Genomic DNA, 19,193 nt, shown 5'->3' with positions numbered 1-19,193 from the left:
GATGCCTTAACCGAGCCAGCCAAGCGCGTTTGCCGCCGCAACCGCTGCGCCGCCTGCGAGGAAGGTGACGATCTGGCCCGGCCATGTGCGGCGGGTGCGGCGCTTGCGCTTTCTGCCGCCGATGATGAGATCGATTTCGGGCAGGGGCGGGGCTTCGGGCGCGCCGCCCTTTGGCGGGAAGCGGTCTTCGATGCGACGAATCAGGTCTGGCAGGCGCAGCAGGGTTTGCGAGTCTTCGCGGATGCGATCGGCAATCGCGCTTTCCGGGCCGAGTTCGTCGCGTATCCAGTTGCGCACGAACGGGGCCGAGACGTCCCACATGTTTATCGTGGGGTCGAGCTGGGTGGCGATGCCTTCCACCATGACCATGGTTTTTTGCAGCAGCAGCAGGTGCGGCTGGGTCTGCATGTCGAAATCGCGGGTGATGGCGAACAGACCGTCGAGCATCTGGCCGACCGAGAGTTCGGAAACCGGACGGCCGCGCATGGGTTCGCCCACGGCGCGCAGGGCGGTGGCGAATTCATCGACCGAATGGTAGCTGGGCACGTATTGCGCTTCGAAATGGATTTCGGCCACGCGGCGGTAATTGCCGGTGGTGAGGCCATAGAGGATTTCGGCCAGCCACTGCCGGGCGCGGCGATCGATGCGCCCCATGATGCCGAAATCGATGGCGACGATGGTGCCATCGGCTTCGACGAACAGGTTGCCCTGATGCATGTCGGCATGGAAATAGCCGCCGCTGATCGCCTGCGTCAGAAAGGCGAGGACGAGGCGGGATGCGAGCGCTTTGCGATCATGCCCGGCGGCGTCGAGCGCGGCCAGATCGCTGATCTTGACGCCGTCGATCCAGTCGAGTGTCATCACCCGGCCATTGGTGCGGTCCCAATCGATGGTGGGCACGCGGTAGCCGGCGTGGGCGTGCATCTTTTCGGCCAGTTCCGAGGCCGATGCGGCTTCGCGGCGCAGATCAAGCTCGCGCACGGTCCAGCGTTTGAAATTGGCGATAACCATGCGAGGGCGCAGGCGGGCGGCCTCTTCGCCAAAGGCTTCGAGATGGGCGGCGGCCCATTCGTAGGTTTCGATATCGCGGGCGAACTTTTCACGCACGCCGGGGCGCAGGATCTTGACCGCGACCGGGCGGCCTTCGGTGGTCGTGGCGCGGTGGACCTGCGCGACCGATGCCGCGCCCACGGGCACGGGATCGAACGTGGCGAACAGGCTTTCCAGCGGCTTTTCGAAGGTGGTTTCGATTTCGGCCCGGATCAGTTTGAAGTCCACCGGGGGCAACTGGTCTTGCAGGGCAAGCAGGTTGTGCGCGGCCTCTTCGCCCACCAGATCGGGCCGGGTGGCGAGCGTTTGGCCGAGTTTGATGGCGGCAGGACCGATTGCGCGGAACGCGCCTGCGTAATCAGGCTGTTGCGGCTGGCGCGTGCCGAAGCGCAGGGCGCGGCAGATGGTACGGACCGGGCCGGGGGCGTTAGGATCGCGTTCAATCCCGCGCAGTGCGCCGTGGCGGGCAAGCGTGCGGCCCCAGCCGAGCAGGCGGCGGATGTGGGTGGCGGGAAGGGTCAAGCGATCAGACCTTCCACCCCGAATGGATCGCCACGAGGCCGCCGAGGATGGGTTCCACCCTGGTCCGGGTGAAGCCTGCGGTGCGGATCATCTTTTCGAACTGCGGCATGGGCGGGAAGCGGCGGATCGATTCGATCAGGTAGCGGTAGGAATCCGCGTCGCCTGCGATCATCTGGCCGATTTTGGGGACCAGCTTGTGCGAATAGACGTCATAGACATCCGAGAAGATCGGCCATTCGGTGGTCGAAAATTCAAGGCAGAAGAAGCGGCCACCGAATTTGAGCACGCGGTGCGCTTCGGCCAGAGCCTGATCGATGTGGGTGACATTGCGGATGCCGAACGCGATGGTGTAGGCATCGAAGCTGCGGTCGGCGAAGGTCAGTTCTTCGGCATTCTGGCGCGACCATTCAAGGCCGGTGATGCCGCGTTTCTGCGCGCGTTCCATCCCGACATTCAGCATGTCCTGATTGATGTCCGACACGGTGATGTCCGCGCCCGATGGGGCCATGCGGAACGCGATGTCGCCCGTGCCGCCCGCCATGTCGAGGATCGCTTCGCCCGAACGGGGACGGACGCGGCGGACGAACTTGTCCTTCCACAACCGGTGCATGCCGACCGACATGGCATCGTTCATCACGTCATACTTGGCCGCCACGCTGGAAAAGACCGCGCCGACGCGGGCCTCTTTTTCCTCTGCCGGGATTTCATCATAGCCGAACGATGCGGTTTCAGGAGTCGTCATGGGGAAGGCCTTTAGTGGGGAATTGCCCGGACGGCAAAGGCTGTTAGAGGTGATGGGGTTATGCCCGAATTGCCCGAAGTAGAAACGACCGTCCGTGGCCTTGCAACCGTGCTTCATGGGCAGGTGATAACGCGGGTGCAGGTGAACCGGCGCGATTTGCGGCGGCCCTTTCCGGTGGATCTGGCACAGGCGCTGACCGGTGCGCGGGTGACCGGCATGGGGCGGCGGGCGAAATATGGACTGATCCATACTGACCGTGACCGGACGATGGTGTTTCACCTTGGCATGTCCGGGCGCTGGCGGATCGACCCGGAAGAGATGGGCAAGCATGACCATCTGGTGCTGGAAACGGGCGAGGGTCGCGTGCTGGCGCTGAACGATGCGCGGCGGTTCGGTTCGGTGGATCTGGTGGATACACCCGCGCTGGAGGCGTGGGGGCCGTTTGCCGCGCTGGGGCCGGAGCCGTTGGGCGAGGGGCTGAGTGCAAAGCATCTGGCGGCGGCGTTCAAGGGGCGGATCGCGGCGGTGAAGCTGCTGTTGCTGGACCAGCGGATCGTGGCGGGGCTGGGCAATATCTATGTTTGCGAAGCGCTGAACCGTGCCGGGATTCACCCGGAGCGCGAAGGTGGGAAGGTGAGCGCAAAGGCGCTGGAGCGGCTGGTGCCGCTGATCCGTGACGTGCTGGAAGAATCGATCGCGGCGGGGGGATCGACCCTGCGCGATTATGCGCGACCTGATGGCGAACTGGGCTATTTTGCCAAGGACTGGCGGGTTTACGGCCGTGAGGGCGAGGTTTGCGCCTGTGGCGGCACGGTGAGCCGTGTGGTGCAAGGCGGCAGATCTACCTTCTTTTGCGCCAAGTGCCAGAAGTAAGGCGTAAGTTTTTAATTGAAAATGATTCTCAATAGCGTATTTGACGTTCTCCCAGCAGGAGAGCCGGATGTACGCCTTTGTCGATCAACCCGTTGAAAGCCTGAGCAACGACGGCAGGTTCCTGCTGTGGGCGATGCGCGGCTGGGCCAGTGCCATTGCGCGCGGGACATGCGCGCCGGTGGCGCTGTGGCGCGGCTTTGCCGGGGTGGGTGCAGCAGCAGCCCTGCCGCATTTCCACACCGCCATGGCATTGCTGAACCGCGATGCGCTGCACCCGATCGCGCTGGCACCCATGGGCTGCAAGGCCGTGTGCGAGGATGAGGCGGTGCTGCTGGGCCTGTGGGCCACGCTGACCATGGGCAATGTCGATGCGGTGCGCGCCACGCTGGCCTTGATGGCGCCCGACCATGTGGTGGCGCCGGTGGTGCGCGCGATGACGGCGGCAGGTGCCGCGCTGGTGCTGGCGGGCTTTGGCCTGTCGAGCTTGACCAAGAATGTGCAAAGGGAATTGAAGTGATGAGCGACCGAATTGCGGCCAAGGCGGGGCTTGCCCCATCGGCCACGCTGAATGTGGAACAAGTGCGGTCGGTCCGCCACTGGAACGAACACCTGTTCAGCTTTTCGATCACGCGCCCGCCCAGCTTCCGCTTCCGGTCGGGCGAGTTCGTGATGATCGGTCTTCCGGGTGGCGAGGGGCGACCCCTGCTGCGCGCCTATTCCATCGCCAGTCCGGCCTATTCGGACGAACTGGAATTCCTGTCGATCAAGGTGCCCGATGGCCCGCTGACATCGCGGTTGCAGAAGGTGCAGCCCGGCGACGAGGTGTTTCTGGGCCGCAAGCCTGTAGGGACGCTGGTGGCCGATGCGCTGAAACCGGGCAAGCGGCTGTTCCTGCTGTCCACCGGCACTGGGCTTGCGCCGTTCCTCAGCCTTGTGCGCGACCCGGATATCTATGACCGGTTCGACCAGATCCTGCTGGTGCATTGCGTGCGCCGGGTCAGCGACCTTGCCTTCCGCGATGAACTGGAAAGCCAGTTGGCGGGCGATCCGCTGGTGCAGGATCAGGCGCTGTTGCAGTTCCACTATCTGCCCACGGTCACGCGCGAGCCTTTTCGCACTATGGGCCGGATTGGCGCGCTGATTGACGATGGACGGCTGTTCGATGGCAGGCTGGCGGGGCCGAAAGCGTTGTCGCCTGAAACCGACCGCGTGATGATGTGCGGATCGATGGCTATGATCCGCGATTTGCAGGCGCGGTTAGAGGCGCAGGGCTTTGCCGAAGGATCGAATGCCGCACCGGGAGACTTTGTGATCGAGCGGGCGTTTGTTGATTGAGGGAAACTGATCCGGGGCAAATGATAGGCCATCGCGATGCGATGACGTTGTTTGTCTCTGGATTCCCGCCCGCGCGGGAATGACGAGGGGTTGGTGGGCGTCTCTGTCTGCGTGCGCCCCTATGCCTCGGCCCACTGCCTTAGCAGGTTGTGGTAGACGCCGGTGAGGCGGACGATGGAGGGGTTGTCCTGGCCTACTTGCGTGGCGAGGGTCTGGATTGACTGGTCGAGGTCGAACAGACTGGTGCGGGCCATGTCGTCGCGCACCATGGATTGAATCCAGAAGAAGCTGGCTACGCGGCAGCCGCGCGTGACCGGCTGGACCATATGCAGCGAGGATGAGGGGTAGAGGATGGCATCGCCTGCGGCCAGTTTGACCGACTGTGCGCCGAAGCGGGTTTCGATGGTCAATTCGCCGCCGTCGTAATGGGCGGGGTCTTCGAGAAACACGGTCATCGACAGGTCTGATCGCACGCGCCAGTCGGTGCCTGCCTTTACCCGCACGGCATTGTCGACATGCAGGCCATAGGTCTGCCCGCCCGAATAACTGTTGAACATGGGCGGATAGATTTTGTGTGGCAAAGCGGCGGCGATGAACAGCGGGCTGCTGGCAAGGGCGGTCAGCACGATCTGCCCGGCCTGCTGTGCTGCTGCGCCGTCTTCGGGCAACTGGCGGTTGTTCTTTACCAGCCGGGCCTGATGGCCTGATGTGGCATTGCCGTCTTCCCATGGGGCGGCGTCGATGATGGCGCGCAGGGCGGCAACGTCTTCAGGCCCGATCAGGGCCGGGATGGGAAGCAACATAGGAAACGCTTCAGGCCGATTGCAGGACGAAGGGGATTTCGACCACGCCCTTGACCTTTACCGGTGCGCCATCGCGCGAGGTGGGCGCCCAGCGCCAGCGACGCACGGCGCTGAGCGCGGCTTCGTCAAGCCGGGCAAAGCCGCTGCTTTTGGCGACCGAGATGGCTTCAACCGCGCCGTCGACGCCCAGAATCAGCATCAGTTCGACGGTGCCCTGTTCCTTCTTGCGGCGGCTTTCCAATGGGTAGCGCGGCGGGCTGCCAGCAACCATGCGCGTGCCCAGCGCGTTCGAAGTGACCATGGATGGCGGCGCAGGCGGGGCTGGCGGAGCCGGGGGGGCAGGTGGCGCGCTGACGGCGGCAGGCTGAACCTGCGGGGCGGAGTCTGTCACGGCGAGGACCAGCGGTTGCTGGACCGGTGTGGGAATCTGGATCAGCGGGGGCTGGACGGTGGTTTCCAGCTTTTGTTCCTGCGGCGGCGTTTCGGGCTGGGCGGCGGGCGGCGGTGCGGGCGGCGGGGTGAGGTTGACCGCGACGAAGCGGTCTTCCTTCTTTGCCGTCGCCTGATAGCCGAGGCCGAGCAGCACGGGCACGATCAGGATGTGGACGCCCACGGCCAGCGCGATACCCGATATGCTGGATTTGCGCCCTTCGCCATAGCGTCCACCCGCTGGGACATAGGTTGGTGTGGGGGCTAGTGCTGGGGCAGTTGCTGCGGCAGGTGCAGCGCGATCAAAGTCCGCAAACGAACCGCTGTGGCAATCTGCCGCTACAAGGTTTTCGCGTTCCAGAAACATGCCGCACTCCAACTGCGAATCACTGGCAAAAGCAAGCTCTATTTGCAACGGATTCGCATTATAGGGAATTGATCCCGGTCAATTGGCGGCAGTCCGAATTGGAATGCCGATGCAATCTGCGCTTCACAGGTTGAAGGCGAGCGCTTTGAGTGCCGGTTCGGTGCGGTTTTCCAGCCAGTTGCGCACCTTGTCCATGAAGTCCGCCGTGGCGCAGGCGGGCAGTTTGTTCAGCCATGCCGTCGCGCCGTCGATGTCACCCGCATCGATCAGCATGCGCGCATGATTGAACATGCCGCGAAAATCGCCTCCTTCGGCAGCGCGATGATACAGCGCGGCGGCGGCCTTCATGTCCTGTGCCACAACCCAGCCATCTTCATGGAAGCCGCCCAGCATGTTGAGCGACTTGACATGGCCAAGTCCGGCAGCCCGCGCAAACAGGTCGTGCGCCTTTTGATGATCGAGCGCTACGCCGCGGCCAAGGCAATGCAACGTTGCCAGATTGTACATCCCCCAATCTAACCCTCGCTCCGCCGCCACTTCATACCACTTGGCGGCAAGGGCGGCGTCCACGCGGGTGCCCCAGCCATGTTCGCAGCATCGCCCGACCATATTCATCGCCATGACGTGCCCTGCATGGGCTGCGTCGGAAAAACGGCGGAGAGCTTCGGCGGGATTTCGGGCGACGCCTTTCCCGTCGAGCAGCATCTGACCGTAGAGCGCCTGGGCGTCGGCAAGGCCGCCATCGGCGGCTACTTTCATGATCTCCGCGATCTCTTCGTCGGACGAGGAAAGCCGCTCGCTTGCCTCCTGGCTGGTCCAGCGCAGAATATCTTCGAACTTCACCGGCATGAAATGGCTTTCCTTAAACGGCGAATGCCCGCCCCCCTAAGGGAGCGGGCATTGTTTGCCGGTCTGCGACGCGGGATCAATACTTCAGCGAAAGCGTGGCGAAGGCCGAGCGGCCAGCCGCGATCGTGGCGTAGTGCGTGGTGTAAGTCCGGTCGTAGTACTTCTTGTTCGTCAGGTTCTGCACGTTGACGCGCAGCGAGACATTGTCGGTTACCGTAAGCGCGGCCGTTGCATCGAAGCGCCAGTAACCGGGGATGGAGCGCACGATGGTGCCGGTGGTGCCATCGTCCAGAACCACCGTGCCGAAGCTGCCATACTGCTTCGAGTTGTGGATCGCGCCGCCGCCGATCTGCAAACCGCCGGGGATATCGAACGTGGTCCACGCGGTGAAGCTGTGCTTGGGCGTGTTGGGGAACGGCTTGCCGTTGTTGACGTTCCCGACGCCGGCATTGCGGATTTCCGAATCCATGTAAGTATAGCCGCCGAAGATGCTCCAGAACGGCAACGGCTTACCGTTGAAGCCCACTTCAACGCCCTGAATGCGGCGTTCACCGACATATTCGGGCAGACCGTTGGAGCCGGTGGTGCGGGCGTTGGTGGTTTCGGTGCGGAACACGGCAAGGCTAAGGCCCAGTGCGGCATCCATGAATTCCCACTTGGTGCCGACTTCGTAGGACTTCGTTTCTTCGGCCTTGAGGTCGTTGAGCGTGGTCAGGGCGATGGCGTTGCCTTCCTGCCCTTCACCCACCATGCTCCCTGCTGGCGTGGTCGACTTGGCATAGGAGGCATAGATGCTGCCGTTGCTGACCGGCTTGAAGGTCAGGCCCGCCTGATAGTTCAGGAAGCTGTCGTCGAGTTTGAGCGCGGTGGTGCCGGTGGTGGCGATGGTCGAGGCCGTGGTCTTGTACCAGTCCTGACGCAACCCAAGGTTGAGCAGCAGAGCGTCGGTGATCGTGATCGTGTCGAAGGCGTAGATCGCGTAAGTCGTCGCTTCGGTCCGCGCGGTGGTGCCGGACTTGGTGATCGGAACGCCGACCGTGCCGTTGGCGGGGATGTTCTGCCAGTTGTCATACGGGTTGGGCGCGAACAGGCTGGTGCAGTTGAACGCAGCCTGGTTGGCGGCGCTGCAACGCTGGGCCGTGCTGGTGCTGACGTTGGTGTTCACCGCAAAAGTGCCGCGATCCGACTTTTCCCAGTTGGCTTCGACGCCAGCGGCAAAGCTGTGCTTCAGTCCGCCGGTGTCGAACGTGCCGGCAAGATTGATCTGCCCTGCCATGGAGTCGACATCGCTCCAGCGCGTATTGGCACGGCGCCAGACCAGACCGTTCTGCACGTTGCCCTGACTGTCGTCGGGCTGGGTGATGATATAGGCCTGTTGCGCATTGGCATACTTGGCCGTGGCGCCAAGCCGGATGCGGTCGGAAAGGTCGCGTTCGAAGCGCAGCAGCAGTTCGTCGACGTTGGTTTCGCGGAAATCGCGGTTGGCAAGGCCGTAAAACGTGCTGCGATCGACGGCGCGACCGTTGATGACTTCGGCGGGGCCGATCTGGAGATCGGCGGTCGTGTTGACTTGCGTGGCGTTGCCCGCGCGTTCGAACGGGATGCCCGGATCGGGGATATCGTCGCTTTCAAGGTGGTAGTAGTTGATGAACGCGCGTGTCGCGGTGCCAAGGCCGAAGGCAAGCGACGGCGAAACGCCCCAGCGGTTGTAGGTGACGACATCGCGCCCGGCGACGTCGGCATCGTGCCACATGCCATTCAGGCGAACGGCAGCCGTTTCACCGATCTGATAGTTGGCGTCGAGCGTGGCACGCTTGTAGTCTTGTGTGCCGTAAGCAAGATCGGCGCGTGCATCGGTGCCCAGATGCGGCATCTTGCTGACAAGGTTGAGGCTGCCGCCGGCGCTGCCGCGCCCGCCCATGGACGAATCGCTACCCTTGACCACTTCGATCTGTTCGATGGCGAAGATTTCGCGCGACTGGCCGCCGACGCTGCGAATGCCATCGACGTAAGTGCTGCCCTGCGCGTCGAAGCCGCGGATGAAGGGGCGGTCGCCCTGGGGGTTGCCACCTTCGCCCGCGCCGAAGGTGATGCCAGGCACGGTGCGCAGCGCCTCGACGAAGCTGGTCGATCCGCTTTCCTGAATGACCTGCGAGGGAAGCACGACGATGGAGCGCGGCGTATCGAGCAGCGGCGCGGTGTACTTGGGCGAGGCGGCGTTATCCACCTTGTAGCCAGATTCGTCGAGCGCGGTATCGGTCACCGTCATCCCGCCAAGGCGCTGATTGCCCTCGGCTTCCTGCGCCTGCGCGGGGCCTGTAAAGGTCATCGCGCCGACGCAGCCAAGCGCCAGGAACGATGGGATGGATCTGGAAGCTGTCATGTATTCCCCCATTGCGGAAAAGACGTAGCAATTCGTAACGGGTCGCCAGCTATTGAGAGTCACTCGCAATGTCAACACGGGGCTGCGACAAAATGTTACTCTTGATTATCGTTCGCAATAACGCGATAGGCCTTTGGTAAGGTGATGGCACCTGCGCCTGTAGGTTCGCGCATCGGGAGGCTTTTGTTGAAAGTTGTGGAAGGCATGGCGGGCGGTGAAAAGGCCAGTGTGGCCGAGCGTGGCGATGCCATTGCGCAGCCGCATGTGCGGGCCAACCCGCGCAAGAATCGCAAGGCCAAGCAGTTCTGGCTGAAGCAGCTGCATGCATGGCACTGGATCAGCGCGGCGATATCGCTGGCGGGGATGTTCGTCTTTTCAGTGACGGGCCTGACGCTGAATCATGCAGCGACGATTGCTGCTGAACCGAAGGTGGTGACCGCGCAGGGCGAATTGCCCGCATCAATGCTGGGTCTGTTGCAGCGCGAAGCCGGCGCGCAAAACACGCCGCTCCCCGCGCAAGTGGCTGATGAAGTGCAAAGCCTTGTCGGCGTAAAGGCGGCAGGGGTGGCGGCGGAGTGGTCCGATGCCGAAGTCTATGTCGCGGTGCCGGGGCCGGGCCGGGACGCCTGGGTCAGTATTGACCGCGAAACCGGCGCGATCGAGGCCGAACGGACCGAACGTGGCTGGGTGTCGTTCTTCAACGATCTCCACAAGGGCCGCAACACCGGGACGGCGTGGTTCTGGCTGCTCGACGTGCTGGCGGTGGCCTGCGTGGTGTTCACGTTTACCGGCATGCTGCTGTTGCAACTTCACGCCAAGAACCGGCCTTCAACCTGGCCGCTGGTGGGGCTGGGGACGGCGATCCCGCTGATTATCATTCTGTTTTTCATGCATTCGTGATTTCCAAACGGGGACGAACCCAGATGAAGAAAAGCCTTGTTCTTGTCGCGAGCGTGATTGCCGCGCCCGCATCTGCCGGGACGGTGACGGTCACCATCCCGCGCATCAATGTTGCCGAATACCATGTGCCCTATCTGGCCGCGTGGATCGAACCGACCGCAGGTGGCCCGGCGCGCACGCTGGCGGTGTGGTATGACGTGGACAAGCGCGGCAACGAGCCGGGGACCAAGTGGCTGGCAGACCTGCGGACATGGTGGCGCAAGGGTGGCCGCAGCCTGAAGCTGCCCGCCGATGGTGTGAGCGGCGCAACCCGCGCACCGGGCGTCCACCGCATCGCCATCCCCGCCAACGTCAAGCCGGGGGCATACACCCTGTTTGTCGAAGCCGCGCGTGAAGACGGCGGGCGTGAACTGGTTTCGGTGCCGCTGACCGTGCCCAATGGCAATGCAAAGGCCAGCGGCAAGACCGAACTGGGCGCGGTTGTCGTTTCCGCCCGTTGATTTTCAAGCTGAAAGGTCAATTTATGATCCGCAAGACTGCTTTGCTGGCCGCTGTGGCGTTCGGCTTTATTCAGCCTGCCAGCGCGCATAACGCATGGCTGCTGCCTTCGACCACGGTGCTGTCCGACACCAACCAGAGCGTGACGGTGGATGCCGCCGCTTCGACCGCGCCGTTCGAGGCGAACCATCAGGCGCTGGGCGCGGACATGGTCAAGGTGTGGGCGCCCGACGGCACGATGGGCAAAGTCGAAAATCCGTCGCGTGGCCGTTATCGGTCAACCTTTGACGTGAAGATCGACAAGCCGGGCACATGGCGCATCGGCATGGAAAACAGTGGCGTTTCGGGCACGTTCAAGGTGAACGGCGAAAGCTGGATGGTGGGCCGTCGTCGTGGTCCGCCTGCTGGTGCGCCCGGGGCTGGTGGTCCGGGTGCTGGTGGTCCGGGCGCTCCGGGTGGTCCAGGGCAGGGCGCGCCGGGTGCGCCGCCCGCTATGGCTGGTGGAAACCCGCCTGCACCGCCTGCTGGCGCACCTGCCGGTGGCCCGCAGGGTGGTCCCGGTGGCCGTCCGCAAATCGACCCCAGCCATATCGTTGCCACGGTTGACGAAATTCCTGCCGGGGCAACCGATCTGGACCTGACCGAAACGGCTGGCCGTAACGAATTCTTCGTCAGCGCTGGCGAGCCTAGTGATGCGCTGTTCAAGCCTGTCGGCAAGGGGTTGGAATTTGTGCCGGTGACGCTGCCGACCGATCTGGTGTCGAACGAGCCGGGCCAGTTCCGCTTTCTGGTGGACGGCAAGCCTGCCGCTGGCCTTGAAGTGGAAGTGATCCCCGGTGGCCGTCGTTATCGCGAGGCGGACCAGACGCAGAAGCTGAAGACCGATGCGCAGGGACTGTTGACGGTCAACTGGCCCGGTGCAGGGTTCTATTGGATGAACGCGAGCCTGACCGATACCAAGCCGGCCAATCCGAAGGCAACCAAGCGCCGCATGAGCTATACCGCGACGCTGGAAGTGCTGGCCCCATGAATCAGGCGATTCCGGCACCGCGCATTGCGGTGCCGGACGCTATTGACGAAGAGGCGCTGCGGGGTTTTGACCCGGCAGCGCCTGTTGTCGTTCTGCAAGGGCAGACGATGGGCACCACATGGCAGATCATGGCCGCCGTCCCTGATGCGCTGGGGCTGGATGCGCAGGCGTTGACAGCACTGGTGCAGGCGCGGCTGGACCGGATCGTGGCCGAGATGAGCCACTGGGAGCCGGGATCGCATCTGAGCCGCTTCAACCGGGCGGCGCCGGGGTGTCTGACCGTGCTACCCGCCGATTTTGCGCAGGTGATGGCCTGCGGTTTGCGCATTGCCGAGGCGTGCGGTGGTGCGTTCGATCCGGCACAGGGGCGGTTGACCGATGCATGGGGGCTTGGCCCGCGCAAGGTTGCCGGAGAGCCTGACGCAGCGACTATTGCCGACGCCATCGCCCATTCAGGCTGGCGACGGCTGGCGTTTGATCCGCAAGGGCGCGTGCTGCGCCAGCCCGGCGGGGTGTGGCTGGACCTTTCAGGGGTTGCCAAGGGCTTTGCGGTGGATGCCGTGGCCGACATGCTGGCGCAGCATGGCGTGCGTCATGCGCTGGTCGAAGTGGGCGGCGAATGTGCAGGGCGCGGGATGCGGCCTGATGGCGATCCGTGGTGGGTGGATGTTGAAGCGCCCGCGGGGATGGAGGTGCCGCTGTTGCGCGTGGCCTTGCACCAGTTGGCCATAGCGACATCGGGGGACTATTTGCGCGGCGCGCATACGCTGGATCCCAAGACCGGGCGACCGGCGATTCATGATACGACCGCCGTGACGGTGCTGCACCGGACCTGCATGGAAGCCGATGCATGGGCGACCGCGCTGGGCGTTCTGCCGCCTGCGCGCGCGCGCAAGCTGGCGCAGGAGCGCGGGCTGGCGGTGCGATTGCTCGCACGGGACGGGGCCGAATGGATCAGTCCGGCGCTGGCGGCGATGTTCTAACCTGCATCAGGGTCGTTACAATCAAAGACCAAACAGTGCAGGCGCGGCAAAGTGCTGCGACATGCGCATGGCAAATCCCTGTCATCGAAAGTGTGATGACAGGGATTGAACATGATGGAATTCGGGGCTGAATTTGGGGAAAGCATTCTGGGTGCGGCAGGCGCGCTGGTGGCGGTTTTGACGCTGGCCATGGGCACGGCGATCGTATCGACGCCAGCCACAGCGAAAGTCGCGATGGTTGGCGCGGAGCAGCCGGTGAAGCTGGCGCGGGTTACGATTACTGCAACACCTTTGCCGGAAATGCCGTGGGCCTGATGGACCCACGGCGTTCGCGCAAGATCAGAAGAACTGCTTGCGCAGGCTGATCGATACGGTGCGGCCCAGCGGGTCGCGGTAGGCAGGCAAGTAGGCGAAGGGCGTTGCGCCGGTTTCGTCGCGCACGGTCTGGCGCGTGTTCAGGATATTGTCGACCGACAGGCTGATGCGGGCGCCGCGTAGCCATGTGTTCTTGCCCATCTGGCCGGGAAGCTGCGACGGGTTGACGAAAGCGCGCAGCGAGAACGTGGCCAGATCGCCAAAGCGCAAGTCAGATGTGCCGGTGCTGCTAGTGTCGACAACGCGGGTGGCGCTTTGCCATTTGCCGGTGAAGCGCAGGCCCACGCCGCTGCGCGATGCGCCAAGCTGCATTTCCACCTGATGGCGTGACGTGCCCGATCCACCGCCCAACGATCCGCCATCGAGCAGGTCGATGCTGGGAAGGTTGGAATGAAGCTGCACTTTGTCCTGAAGTTTGATGGTGTGGAATACCGCGACGGTCAGGCGTCCGCCGGGGCCACCCGGCCCGCCCGGCCCGCCGGAACCGCCGGGACCACCACCGGGGAAACCGCCCCCTGCGCGGCGTTCACCGCGTTCACCAGGAGGCGGGCCATCGGGCGGGCCGCCTTCGCCATCGGGGCCACGCGGCATGTCTTCACCCGCAGCGCGTCGGGCTTCGCGTTCGGCGCGCATTTTTTCAAACATGGCGCGCATCGCGTCGACTTCGCCCTGTGGCAGCGACAGGCGCTTGGAGAAGTTGAAGCCCCAGCGCAGTTCGCTGCTGCGCTGGCTGGCGATGTTGATGGGGGTGGCGTCCACCGCGATCAGCGTGCCATCGGCGTCGCGGATGAAGCGGTCGGGGAAGGCGTCTTCGGTTTCGGCGGTAAGGCCTGAGATCGCGCCGACGCCGTTGCGGGTATCGCTGCGCGCATAGGACACTTGCAGGGTGAGATCCTGCGCGGTGAACGGTTTGACCGTCAGCCCCAGCCGCCAGTTGTCGCTTTGCGCCTTTCGCAGTGTGGGGTTGCCGCCGCTGGTGCGGGTGACGAGGACGCTTTGCCCGGCGGTGAAATCGAAGATCGGCACCAGCGGGGTGACGATCTGCGGCCCGCCAAGCTGGACCATGCTGGGTGCGGTTTCTTCTGCCGCGTAATTGGCGGTGAACGTGATCGGGGTGATCGGCGTCCAGTTCAGCCCGCCGCCCCAGTTGGTCAGGCTGCCGAAATCGGACAGGTCGCGCTGTTCGACATTGCCGTTTACCGAAAGACGGCCGATGCCCGGCGTACCGCTTTTGAACAGGGGAACGTCGATATTGGCCGATACCAGCCCGGTGCGCCGGTCAAGATCGGCGCCGGGCGTTACGTCAAGGCTGCGGGTTTGTGCGCGGTAGCCATCGATCGTGCCGCCGACGTGGGTGGACAGCGACACTTTGCCCGCAGGCAGGCGGAACAGGGTGCCGTTCAGCAGAAGGTCGGCGTTAGCGGTGTCGGTCCAGCTTTGCGCGAGTTCGGCAGGGGTGCCGCGCACGGTGATGGTGCGGCCTTCGGTACGGTTATAGCCGCCGGTCAGGTTGGCGTACCATTTGCCAAGCTGGGCGTTGACCGTGCCGCCAAGCCGCAGCGAAAGATCGTCTGCGGTGCGGGTGAAGGCATCGCCGGTGGAGGAGCGCCCGACCAGCGAATCCGAACGGTCGGTGATCACTTCGCCGTTGATGCTGGACGATACCTTGGGCGAGAAGGTGCGGGCATAAGTTGCGCCGATGGTAAGCGTTTCGCCGCCTGCACGCAGCGAACGGCCCGTGGCGCTGCTGTTGGCGGCGGTGATGCCGCGCTGGCTTTCTTCCAGCAGATCGGCCTGTTCGTATTTGACGTTCAGGTTCAGCCGGTGATCGCGGCGGATGGTGAGGAAGCCGGTGTCGAGCGAGAGGTTGTTGGCATCCCATTGCGTGGTGATCTTGTCGCGTCCTTCGACCGTGATAGCCCGGAAACGCTGGCGCAGAACGATGTTGAGCACTTTCTGGTTGGCGGAATAGCCATAGCGCAGGGCGACTTCTTCCGACAGGATTTCGGCGCGCTGGATCGCTTCTGCCGGGATCGTGGCGATTTCGCGGAAGCTGGAAATGCGCCGTCCTTCAAGCAGGACGACCGGATCGCCGCCGCGCGTGCTGGTAAGGTAGCTGGACAGTTCGGACAGCAGTTCGCTGATCGATCCGACGCCCAGCGCGCGGACATCGCCGCCGTTGAAGGTCATTTCGGGTTCGGCATCGCCAATCACGCTGCCGCGCGGGCGTTGGCCGGCAACGACGATTTCTTCTTCTTCCGCCTGTGGGGCGGCACTGGGTGATTGATTTTGAGCCAAGGCAGGCTGGGCCAGAGAGCTGGCCGAGGCGAGCAGCAGGACGGTGCGCAAAGCGGTATTCACATGACCCCCATGATTCAAGGTGGAGCAACATCGACTGGATTCCCGTCCTATCCGATGTTGCAAATCATTATCGTTCGGCGCACCATTAGGGACAGGTCGTGACGGGTTCACCCGAAAGTTCGTCGCAAATTGTCACACTGTGTCTCTGGCCTGAAGGATAGCGCGCCCAATGTTGCCTCCGCTTGAACAGATCCCTGCCGAAATCGCGGCGGTGGCGGATTACGAGCGGTTTGCGCAGGAACGGATCGCGCCGGGGGCATGGGCCTATCTGAATGGCGGGGCGGGCGATGAATGGACGATGGCGGAGAATGTCGCCGCCTTTGCCCGCCAGCCGCTGCGCGCGCGCGTGCTGCGGTCCATGCAGGGTGCATCTACGCGGATCAATCTGCTGGGGTGCGATCTGGCCGCGCCGATCCTGATGGCGCCCACCGCGTTTCAGACGCTGGCGCATCCGGACGGCGAACTGGCCAGCGTACTGGCGGCAGGCGCGACGGAGACGTGCATGGTGGTGAGCACGCAGGCCAGCATCCCGCTGGAGGATATTGCCGCCGCCGCGCATGGGCCGCTGTGGTTCCAGTTGTATATTCAGCCTGACCGCGAATTTACCGAACGGCTGGTGCGGCGGGCCGAAGCGGCCGGGTATCGCGCACTGGTGGTGACGGTGGATGCACCGGTGAATGGGGTGCGCAATGTCGAGGCGCGGGCAAGCTTTGCCCTGCCGCCCAATGTGCGGGCAGTGAATCTTGATGGAATGCGTCTGCCGCCGCCGGGCGATGCGGGGGCGCTGCTGTTTGGCACGCCCTTGCTGGAAAGCGCGCCCGATTGGGCGGATCTGGACTGGCTGCGCAAGATTACGCGGCTGCCGATTGTGCTGAAAGGGATTGTCGATCCTGACGATGCGCGTGCGGCGCTGGATGCCGGGGCCGATGGGCTGATTGTATCCAACCACGGCGGGCGGGTGTTGGACGGCGTGCCCGCCGCCATCGATCTGTTGCCGGGCGTGGCCGACGCGGTGGCGGGACGGGTGCCGGTGTTGATGGATGGCGGTGTGCGGCGCGGGATCGATGTGTTGCGCGCGCTGGCGCTGGGAGCCGATGCGGTGCTGGTGGGCAGGCCGTTTGTCCATGCGCTGGCTACGGCGGGCGCGCTGGGCGTGGCCCACGCCATTCGGGTGCTGCGCGCCGAATTGGAACTGGCGATGGCGCTGACGGGGTGCGTGAACGTGGCGGCGATTGACAGGGGCGTGCTGATCTGACGAAAAAGGCGTGACGGCAGATGAGGGTCTGCCGTCACGCGCGCCCGCCCTCAGGCAGGGCGTTGAGGGTTATGCCGGTTCGTACTGGGTGGCCTTTTCCTTGCGCACGGTGCGGCTGCTGCGACCGTCGATGCCGACTGGCACTTCGCCTGCAATGGTGGCGCGGCGCAGGGTGCGGCGTTGCAGGCCGAAATCAGCCACGGCGCGGTGCTGGGTCGACTGGTTATCCCAGAATGCCACGTCGCCCGGCTGCCAGCGCCAGCGCACGACGTTTTCAGGCCGGGTGATGTGATCCTGAAGGATCTGGAACAGGCGCGAGGAATCGGCCTGGTTCAGCCCGACGAACTGCTTGACGAAGTGGCCCAGCAGCAGGCTGCGCTGGCCCGAAACCGGGTGGACGCGGACGACCGGGTGTTCGGTTTCATACACGGTCGAGGCGAAGACGTTCTTCTGGAAAAGCTGGCGGTCCTTTTCCGCCGCATCGCCCTTGGGTGCGTTCGACAGCACGGCGGCGTAGTCGTAAAGGTTGGTGTGAACCGCCCAGAGGTTGTTCACCAGTTGGCGCAGCGTTTCGGGCAGGCTTTCATAGGCGGTTTCGCCATTGGCCCAGACGGTGTCGCCGCCCGCTTCGGGAATGGTGATGCCGCGCAGGATCGATCCCTTGGGATAGGCATCGACGAAGGTGACATCGGTGTGCCAGCTTGATGCGGCATAGCCTTCCTTGCTGTCGAGTTCGAGCAGGTAGCGCGAACCTTCGGCCACGGGCACGGTGGGGTGGGCTACCGGATCGCCAAACAGCGCGGCGAAGGCTTCGTGGCGGTCATCGGTCAATTCGGTCTGGTTGCGGAAGAACACGACCTTGTGGCGGACCACGGCGTCCTTGATGGTCTGCACGGTCTGCGCGTCGAGATCACCCGACAGGGTAACACCCCGGATTTCGGCGCCGATGGTGCCGGTGATCGGCACGATGTCGAGCGGGCTGTCGGGTGACTTGGCATTGGCATAAGTGGTGATGGCATTCATGGCATTCACTCCTTGAAAAGCTGAGGGAACTTCAGGGGCGGTTGGGGGATCATTCGGCCGGCTGGAGCGCGGGATCTTCGGCCGCGCCCAGACGAAGGCGAATTGCGATGTGGTCATCGGCATCCAGCGCGAAGCCGGAGACGAAGGCAGCGGAAACAGCGTGGGCCAGCGCCGGGCCAAGCGCGAAGACCAGCAGCAGGCCATTGAGGGCTTCCGGCGTGTTCACGGTGGCCTTGGGGTCGAAACCCAGCCATCCGATCAGCGGCAGGGCAATACCTGCGGCCAGCGCGCCGCCGATCTTGTCGGCAAGGGCGAAAACAGAGTAATACAGGCCAGCGCGTTCCTCACCGGTTTCGGCGCGGTGCTTGTCGGCAACGTCGGCGACCATCGAGCGCAGCATGATATTGCCCGATCCTTGGGTAAGGCCTTGCGCAAAGGCGAGGGCGAGGACCAGCCAGAACCGATCGGGCGTGGTCAGCACCAGCGCGAGGTTGATGAGCGCCTGAAGCACTTCGGCAAGAATGGCGGCGTTGCGTTTGCCAAGGGCGATGCCGATGCGCTGCCAGATGGGCGCGGACAGGATGCCGAACGCATATTGGAACAGGAACAGCCCCGCTGCCCATTCGGGCCGCCCCAGATAGAAGGTGACGTAGAACAGCAGCAGCGCGGTGCGGACACCTTGCCCCGCACGGACGGCGGCGTCGGACGCCAGCACGCGCAGCAACAGGCGGTTGCCGATGACCGCGCTGAACGTGGCGCGCAGCGATTGCGGCGTGGCCTGGGTGATCGCGGCGCGCGGGGCATCCGGGTTGGACAGGGTGAGCCACAGCGCCGGGATGGCGGTGGTGATAGCCAGCAGGCCAAACAGCGTCAGTTGCAGGCGACCGTCACCGGGCGCGAGGTGTTGGGCCAGCGCGGCCAGCGCCAGTGCGGCAACCAGTGCGACCGACTGGATCAGGGTGAAGGTTGAGGCCACCCTTGTCCGATCGTGGTAATCGGGCGCCAGTTCGCCGCTCCATGCCAGTAGCGGCGTGGAGACGAACGACAGGCCGATGTAATAGGCCACCAGCGCCACGGCGAGCCATGCCGTGCCGACCGCTGCTGGCGGGAAGAACAGCATGGCCGTGCCTGCAATGAACAGCACGCCGCCCGCAGCAATCCACGGCCTGCGTCGCCCGAACCGCGATTGCGTGCGGTCGCTGAACGCGCCGACGACTGGATCGAGCACCGAGTTGAGCAGTTGCCCGACCAGATAGAGCGCCCCGACCAGCGCCAGCGGCACGCCGAAATCGCGCGAGAGGATGGCGGGGAGCCATGCGGCGACCGGCTGGGCCGCGGCGACGAGCGGCACATAGACGGCGCCCAGCCTGAGGAATTGTGCGGTATTTGCAGGTCGACCCGTCATCACCGTTCCT

Annotated in this window: 18 protein-coding genes; 9 read left to right on the top strand and 9 right to left on the bottom strand. The window is 64.2% G+C overall.

Features of this window, described 5'->3' with window-relative positions; all coding sequences use genetic code 11:
- Positions 1-6: 6 nt before the first annotated feature.
- A complete protein-coding gene (ubiB, locus tag OVA07_RS03545; protein ID WP_268170092.1) occupies positions 7-1,572 on the bottom strand; it encodes a 2-polyprenylphenol 6-hydroxylase in 1,566 nt (521 codons plus the stop codon).
- 4 nt (positions 1,573-1,576) lie between these two features.
- Entirely contained in the window at positions 1,577-2,314 is a 738-nt protein-coding gene (locus OVA07_RS03540) for a class I SAM-dependent methyltransferase (RefSeq protein WP_268170091.1), read from the bottom strand.
- A gap of 60 nt (positions 2,315-2,374) precedes the next feature.
- On the opposite strand from OVA07_RS03540, the gene mutM reads away from it, so the two are divergent.
- The 3 genes from mutM (at position 2,375) to OVA07_RS03525 (ending at position 4,522) form a co-directional block, all read left to right on the top strand.
- Positions 2,375-3,187: a bifunctional DNA-formamidopyrimidine glycosylase/DNA-(apurinic or apyrimidinic site) lyase gene (gene mutM, locus OVA07_RS03535; RefSeq protein WP_268170090.1), complete on the top strand. Its 813-nt coding sequence runs from the start codon at positions 2,375-2,377 to the stop codon at positions 3,185-3,187.
- Positions 3,188-3,254: 67 nt separating this feature from the next.
- Positions 3,255-3,704 carry a hypothetical protein gene (locus tag OVA07_RS03530; RefSeq protein ID WP_268170089.1) on the top strand — a complete coding sequence of 150 codons (450 nt, stop codon included), beginning with the start codon at positions 3,255-3,257 and terminating at the stop codon, positions 3,702-3,704.
- Positions 3,704-4,522 (top strand): ferredoxin--NADP reductase, encoded by an 819-nt coding sequence (locus OVA07_RS03525; protein ID WP_268170088.1) that lies wholly within the window; start codon positions 3,704-3,706, stop codon positions 4,520-4,522. The genes OVA07_RS03530 and OVA07_RS03525 overlap by 1 nt, the downstream gene beginning before the upstream one ends.
- A gap of 119 nt (positions 4,523-4,641) precedes the next feature.
- Here OVA07_RS03525 and OVA07_RS03520 read toward each other — a convergent pair whose 3' ends face one another.
- The 4 genes from OVA07_RS03520 to OVA07_RS03505 form a co-directional block, all read right to left on the bottom strand.
- A complete protein-coding gene (locus OVA07_RS03520; RefSeq protein ID WP_268170087.1) occupies positions 4,642-5,325 on the bottom strand; it encodes a Fe2+-dependent dioxygenase in 684 nt (227 codons plus the stop codon).
- Between the two features lie 10 nt (positions 5,326-5,335).
- The gene (locus OVA07_RS03515; protein WP_268170086.1) at positions 5,336-6,121 is read right to left on the bottom strand and encodes an energy transducer TonB; all 786 of its coding nucleotides are present in this window, start codon (positions 6,119-6,121) and stop codon (positions 5,336-5,338) included.
- Positions 6,122-6,244: 123 nt separating this feature from the next.
- Positions 6,245-6,970, bottom strand: a complete 726-nt coding sequence (locus OVA07_RS03510; RefSeq protein ID WP_268170085.1) for a tetratricopeptide repeat protein — start codon at positions 6,968-6,970, stop codon at positions 6,245-6,247.
- 76 nt (positions 6,971-7,046) lie between these two features.
- Complete coding sequence (locus tag OVA07_RS03505; RefSeq protein ID WP_268170084.1) at positions 7,047-9,353, bottom strand: TonB-dependent receptor; 2,307 nt, start codon at positions 9,351-9,353, stop codon at positions 7,047-7,049.
- 186 nt (positions 9,354-9,539) lie between these two features.
- On the opposite strand from OVA07_RS03505, the gene OVA07_RS03500 reads away from it, so the two are divergent.
- The 5 genes from OVA07_RS03500 (at position 9,540) to OVA07_RS03480 (ending at position 13,079) form a co-directional block, all read left to right on the top strand.
- Positions 9,540-10,253, top strand: a complete 714-nt coding sequence (locus tag OVA07_RS03500) for a PepSY-associated TM helix domain-containing protein (RefSeq protein WP_268170083.1) — start codon at positions 9,540-9,542, stop codon at positions 10,251-10,253.
- 23 nt (positions 10,254-10,276) lie between these two features.
- Entirely contained in the window at positions 10,277-10,753 is a 477-nt protein-coding gene (locus OVA07_RS03495) for a DUF2271 domain-containing protein (RefSeq protein WP_268170082.1), read from the top strand.
- Positions 10,754-10,776: 23 nt separating this feature from the next.
- On the top strand, positions 10,777-11,781 hold the full coding sequence (locus tag OVA07_RS03490; protein ID WP_268170081.1) for a DUF4198 domain-containing protein: 1,005 nt from the start codon (positions 10,777-10,779) through the stop codon (positions 11,779-11,781).
- On the top strand, positions 11,778-12,764 hold the full coding sequence (locus OVA07_RS03485; protein ID WP_268170080.1) for an FAD:protein FMN transferase: 987 nt from the start codon (positions 11,778-11,780) through the stop codon (positions 12,762-12,764). The genes OVA07_RS03490 and OVA07_RS03485 overlap by 4 nt, the downstream gene beginning before the upstream one ends.
- Before the next feature lie 111 nt (positions 12,765-12,875).
- Entirely contained in the window at positions 12,876-13,079 is a 204-nt protein-coding gene (locus OVA07_RS03480; RefSeq protein ID WP_268170079.1) for a hypothetical protein, read from the top strand.
- Positions 13,080-13,103: 24 nt separating this feature from the next.
- Here the strand turns inward: OVA07_RS03480 and OVA07_RS03475 are convergent, their stop codons facing one another.
- Positions 13,104-15,500 (bottom strand): TonB-dependent receptor, encoded by a 2,397-nt coding sequence (locus OVA07_RS03475; RefSeq protein ID WP_268170078.1) that lies wholly within the window; start codon positions 15,498-15,500, stop codon positions 13,104-13,106.
- Between the two features lie 169 nt (positions 15,501-15,669).
- Between OVA07_RS03475 and OVA07_RS03470 the strand changes: the two genes are divergently transcribed.
- Positions 15,670-16,755 (top strand): alpha-hydroxy acid oxidase, encoded by a 1,086-nt coding sequence (locus OVA07_RS03470; RefSeq protein ID WP_268170077.1) that lies wholly within the window; start codon positions 15,670-15,672, stop codon positions 16,753-16,755.
- Positions 16,756-16,824: 69 nt separating this feature from the next.
- Here OVA07_RS03470 and OVA07_RS03465 read toward each other — a convergent pair whose 3' ends face one another.
- Together OVA07_RS03465 and OVA07_RS03460 are read right to left on the bottom strand one after the other, a co-directional pair.
- A complete protein-coding gene (locus OVA07_RS03465; RefSeq protein WP_268170076.1) occupies positions 16,825-17,778 on the bottom strand; it encodes a TauD/TfdA dioxygenase family protein in 954 nt (317 codons plus the stop codon).
- Between the two features lie 49 nt (positions 17,779-17,827).
- Positions 17,828-19,183 (bottom strand): MFS transporter, encoded by a 1,356-nt coding sequence (locus OVA07_RS03460; RefSeq protein ID WP_268170075.1) that lies wholly within the window; start codon positions 19,181-19,183, stop codon positions 17,828-17,830.
- Between the last annotated feature and the right edge of the window lie 10 nt (positions 19,184-19,193).

Source organism: Novosphingobium sp. SL115, from assembly GCF_026672515.1.
Classification (GTDB): Bacteria; Pseudomonadota; Alphaproteobacteria; order Sphingomonadales; family Sphingomonadaceae; genus Novosphingobium.
This window is presented reverse-complemented; position numbering and strand designations above follow the sequence as displayed.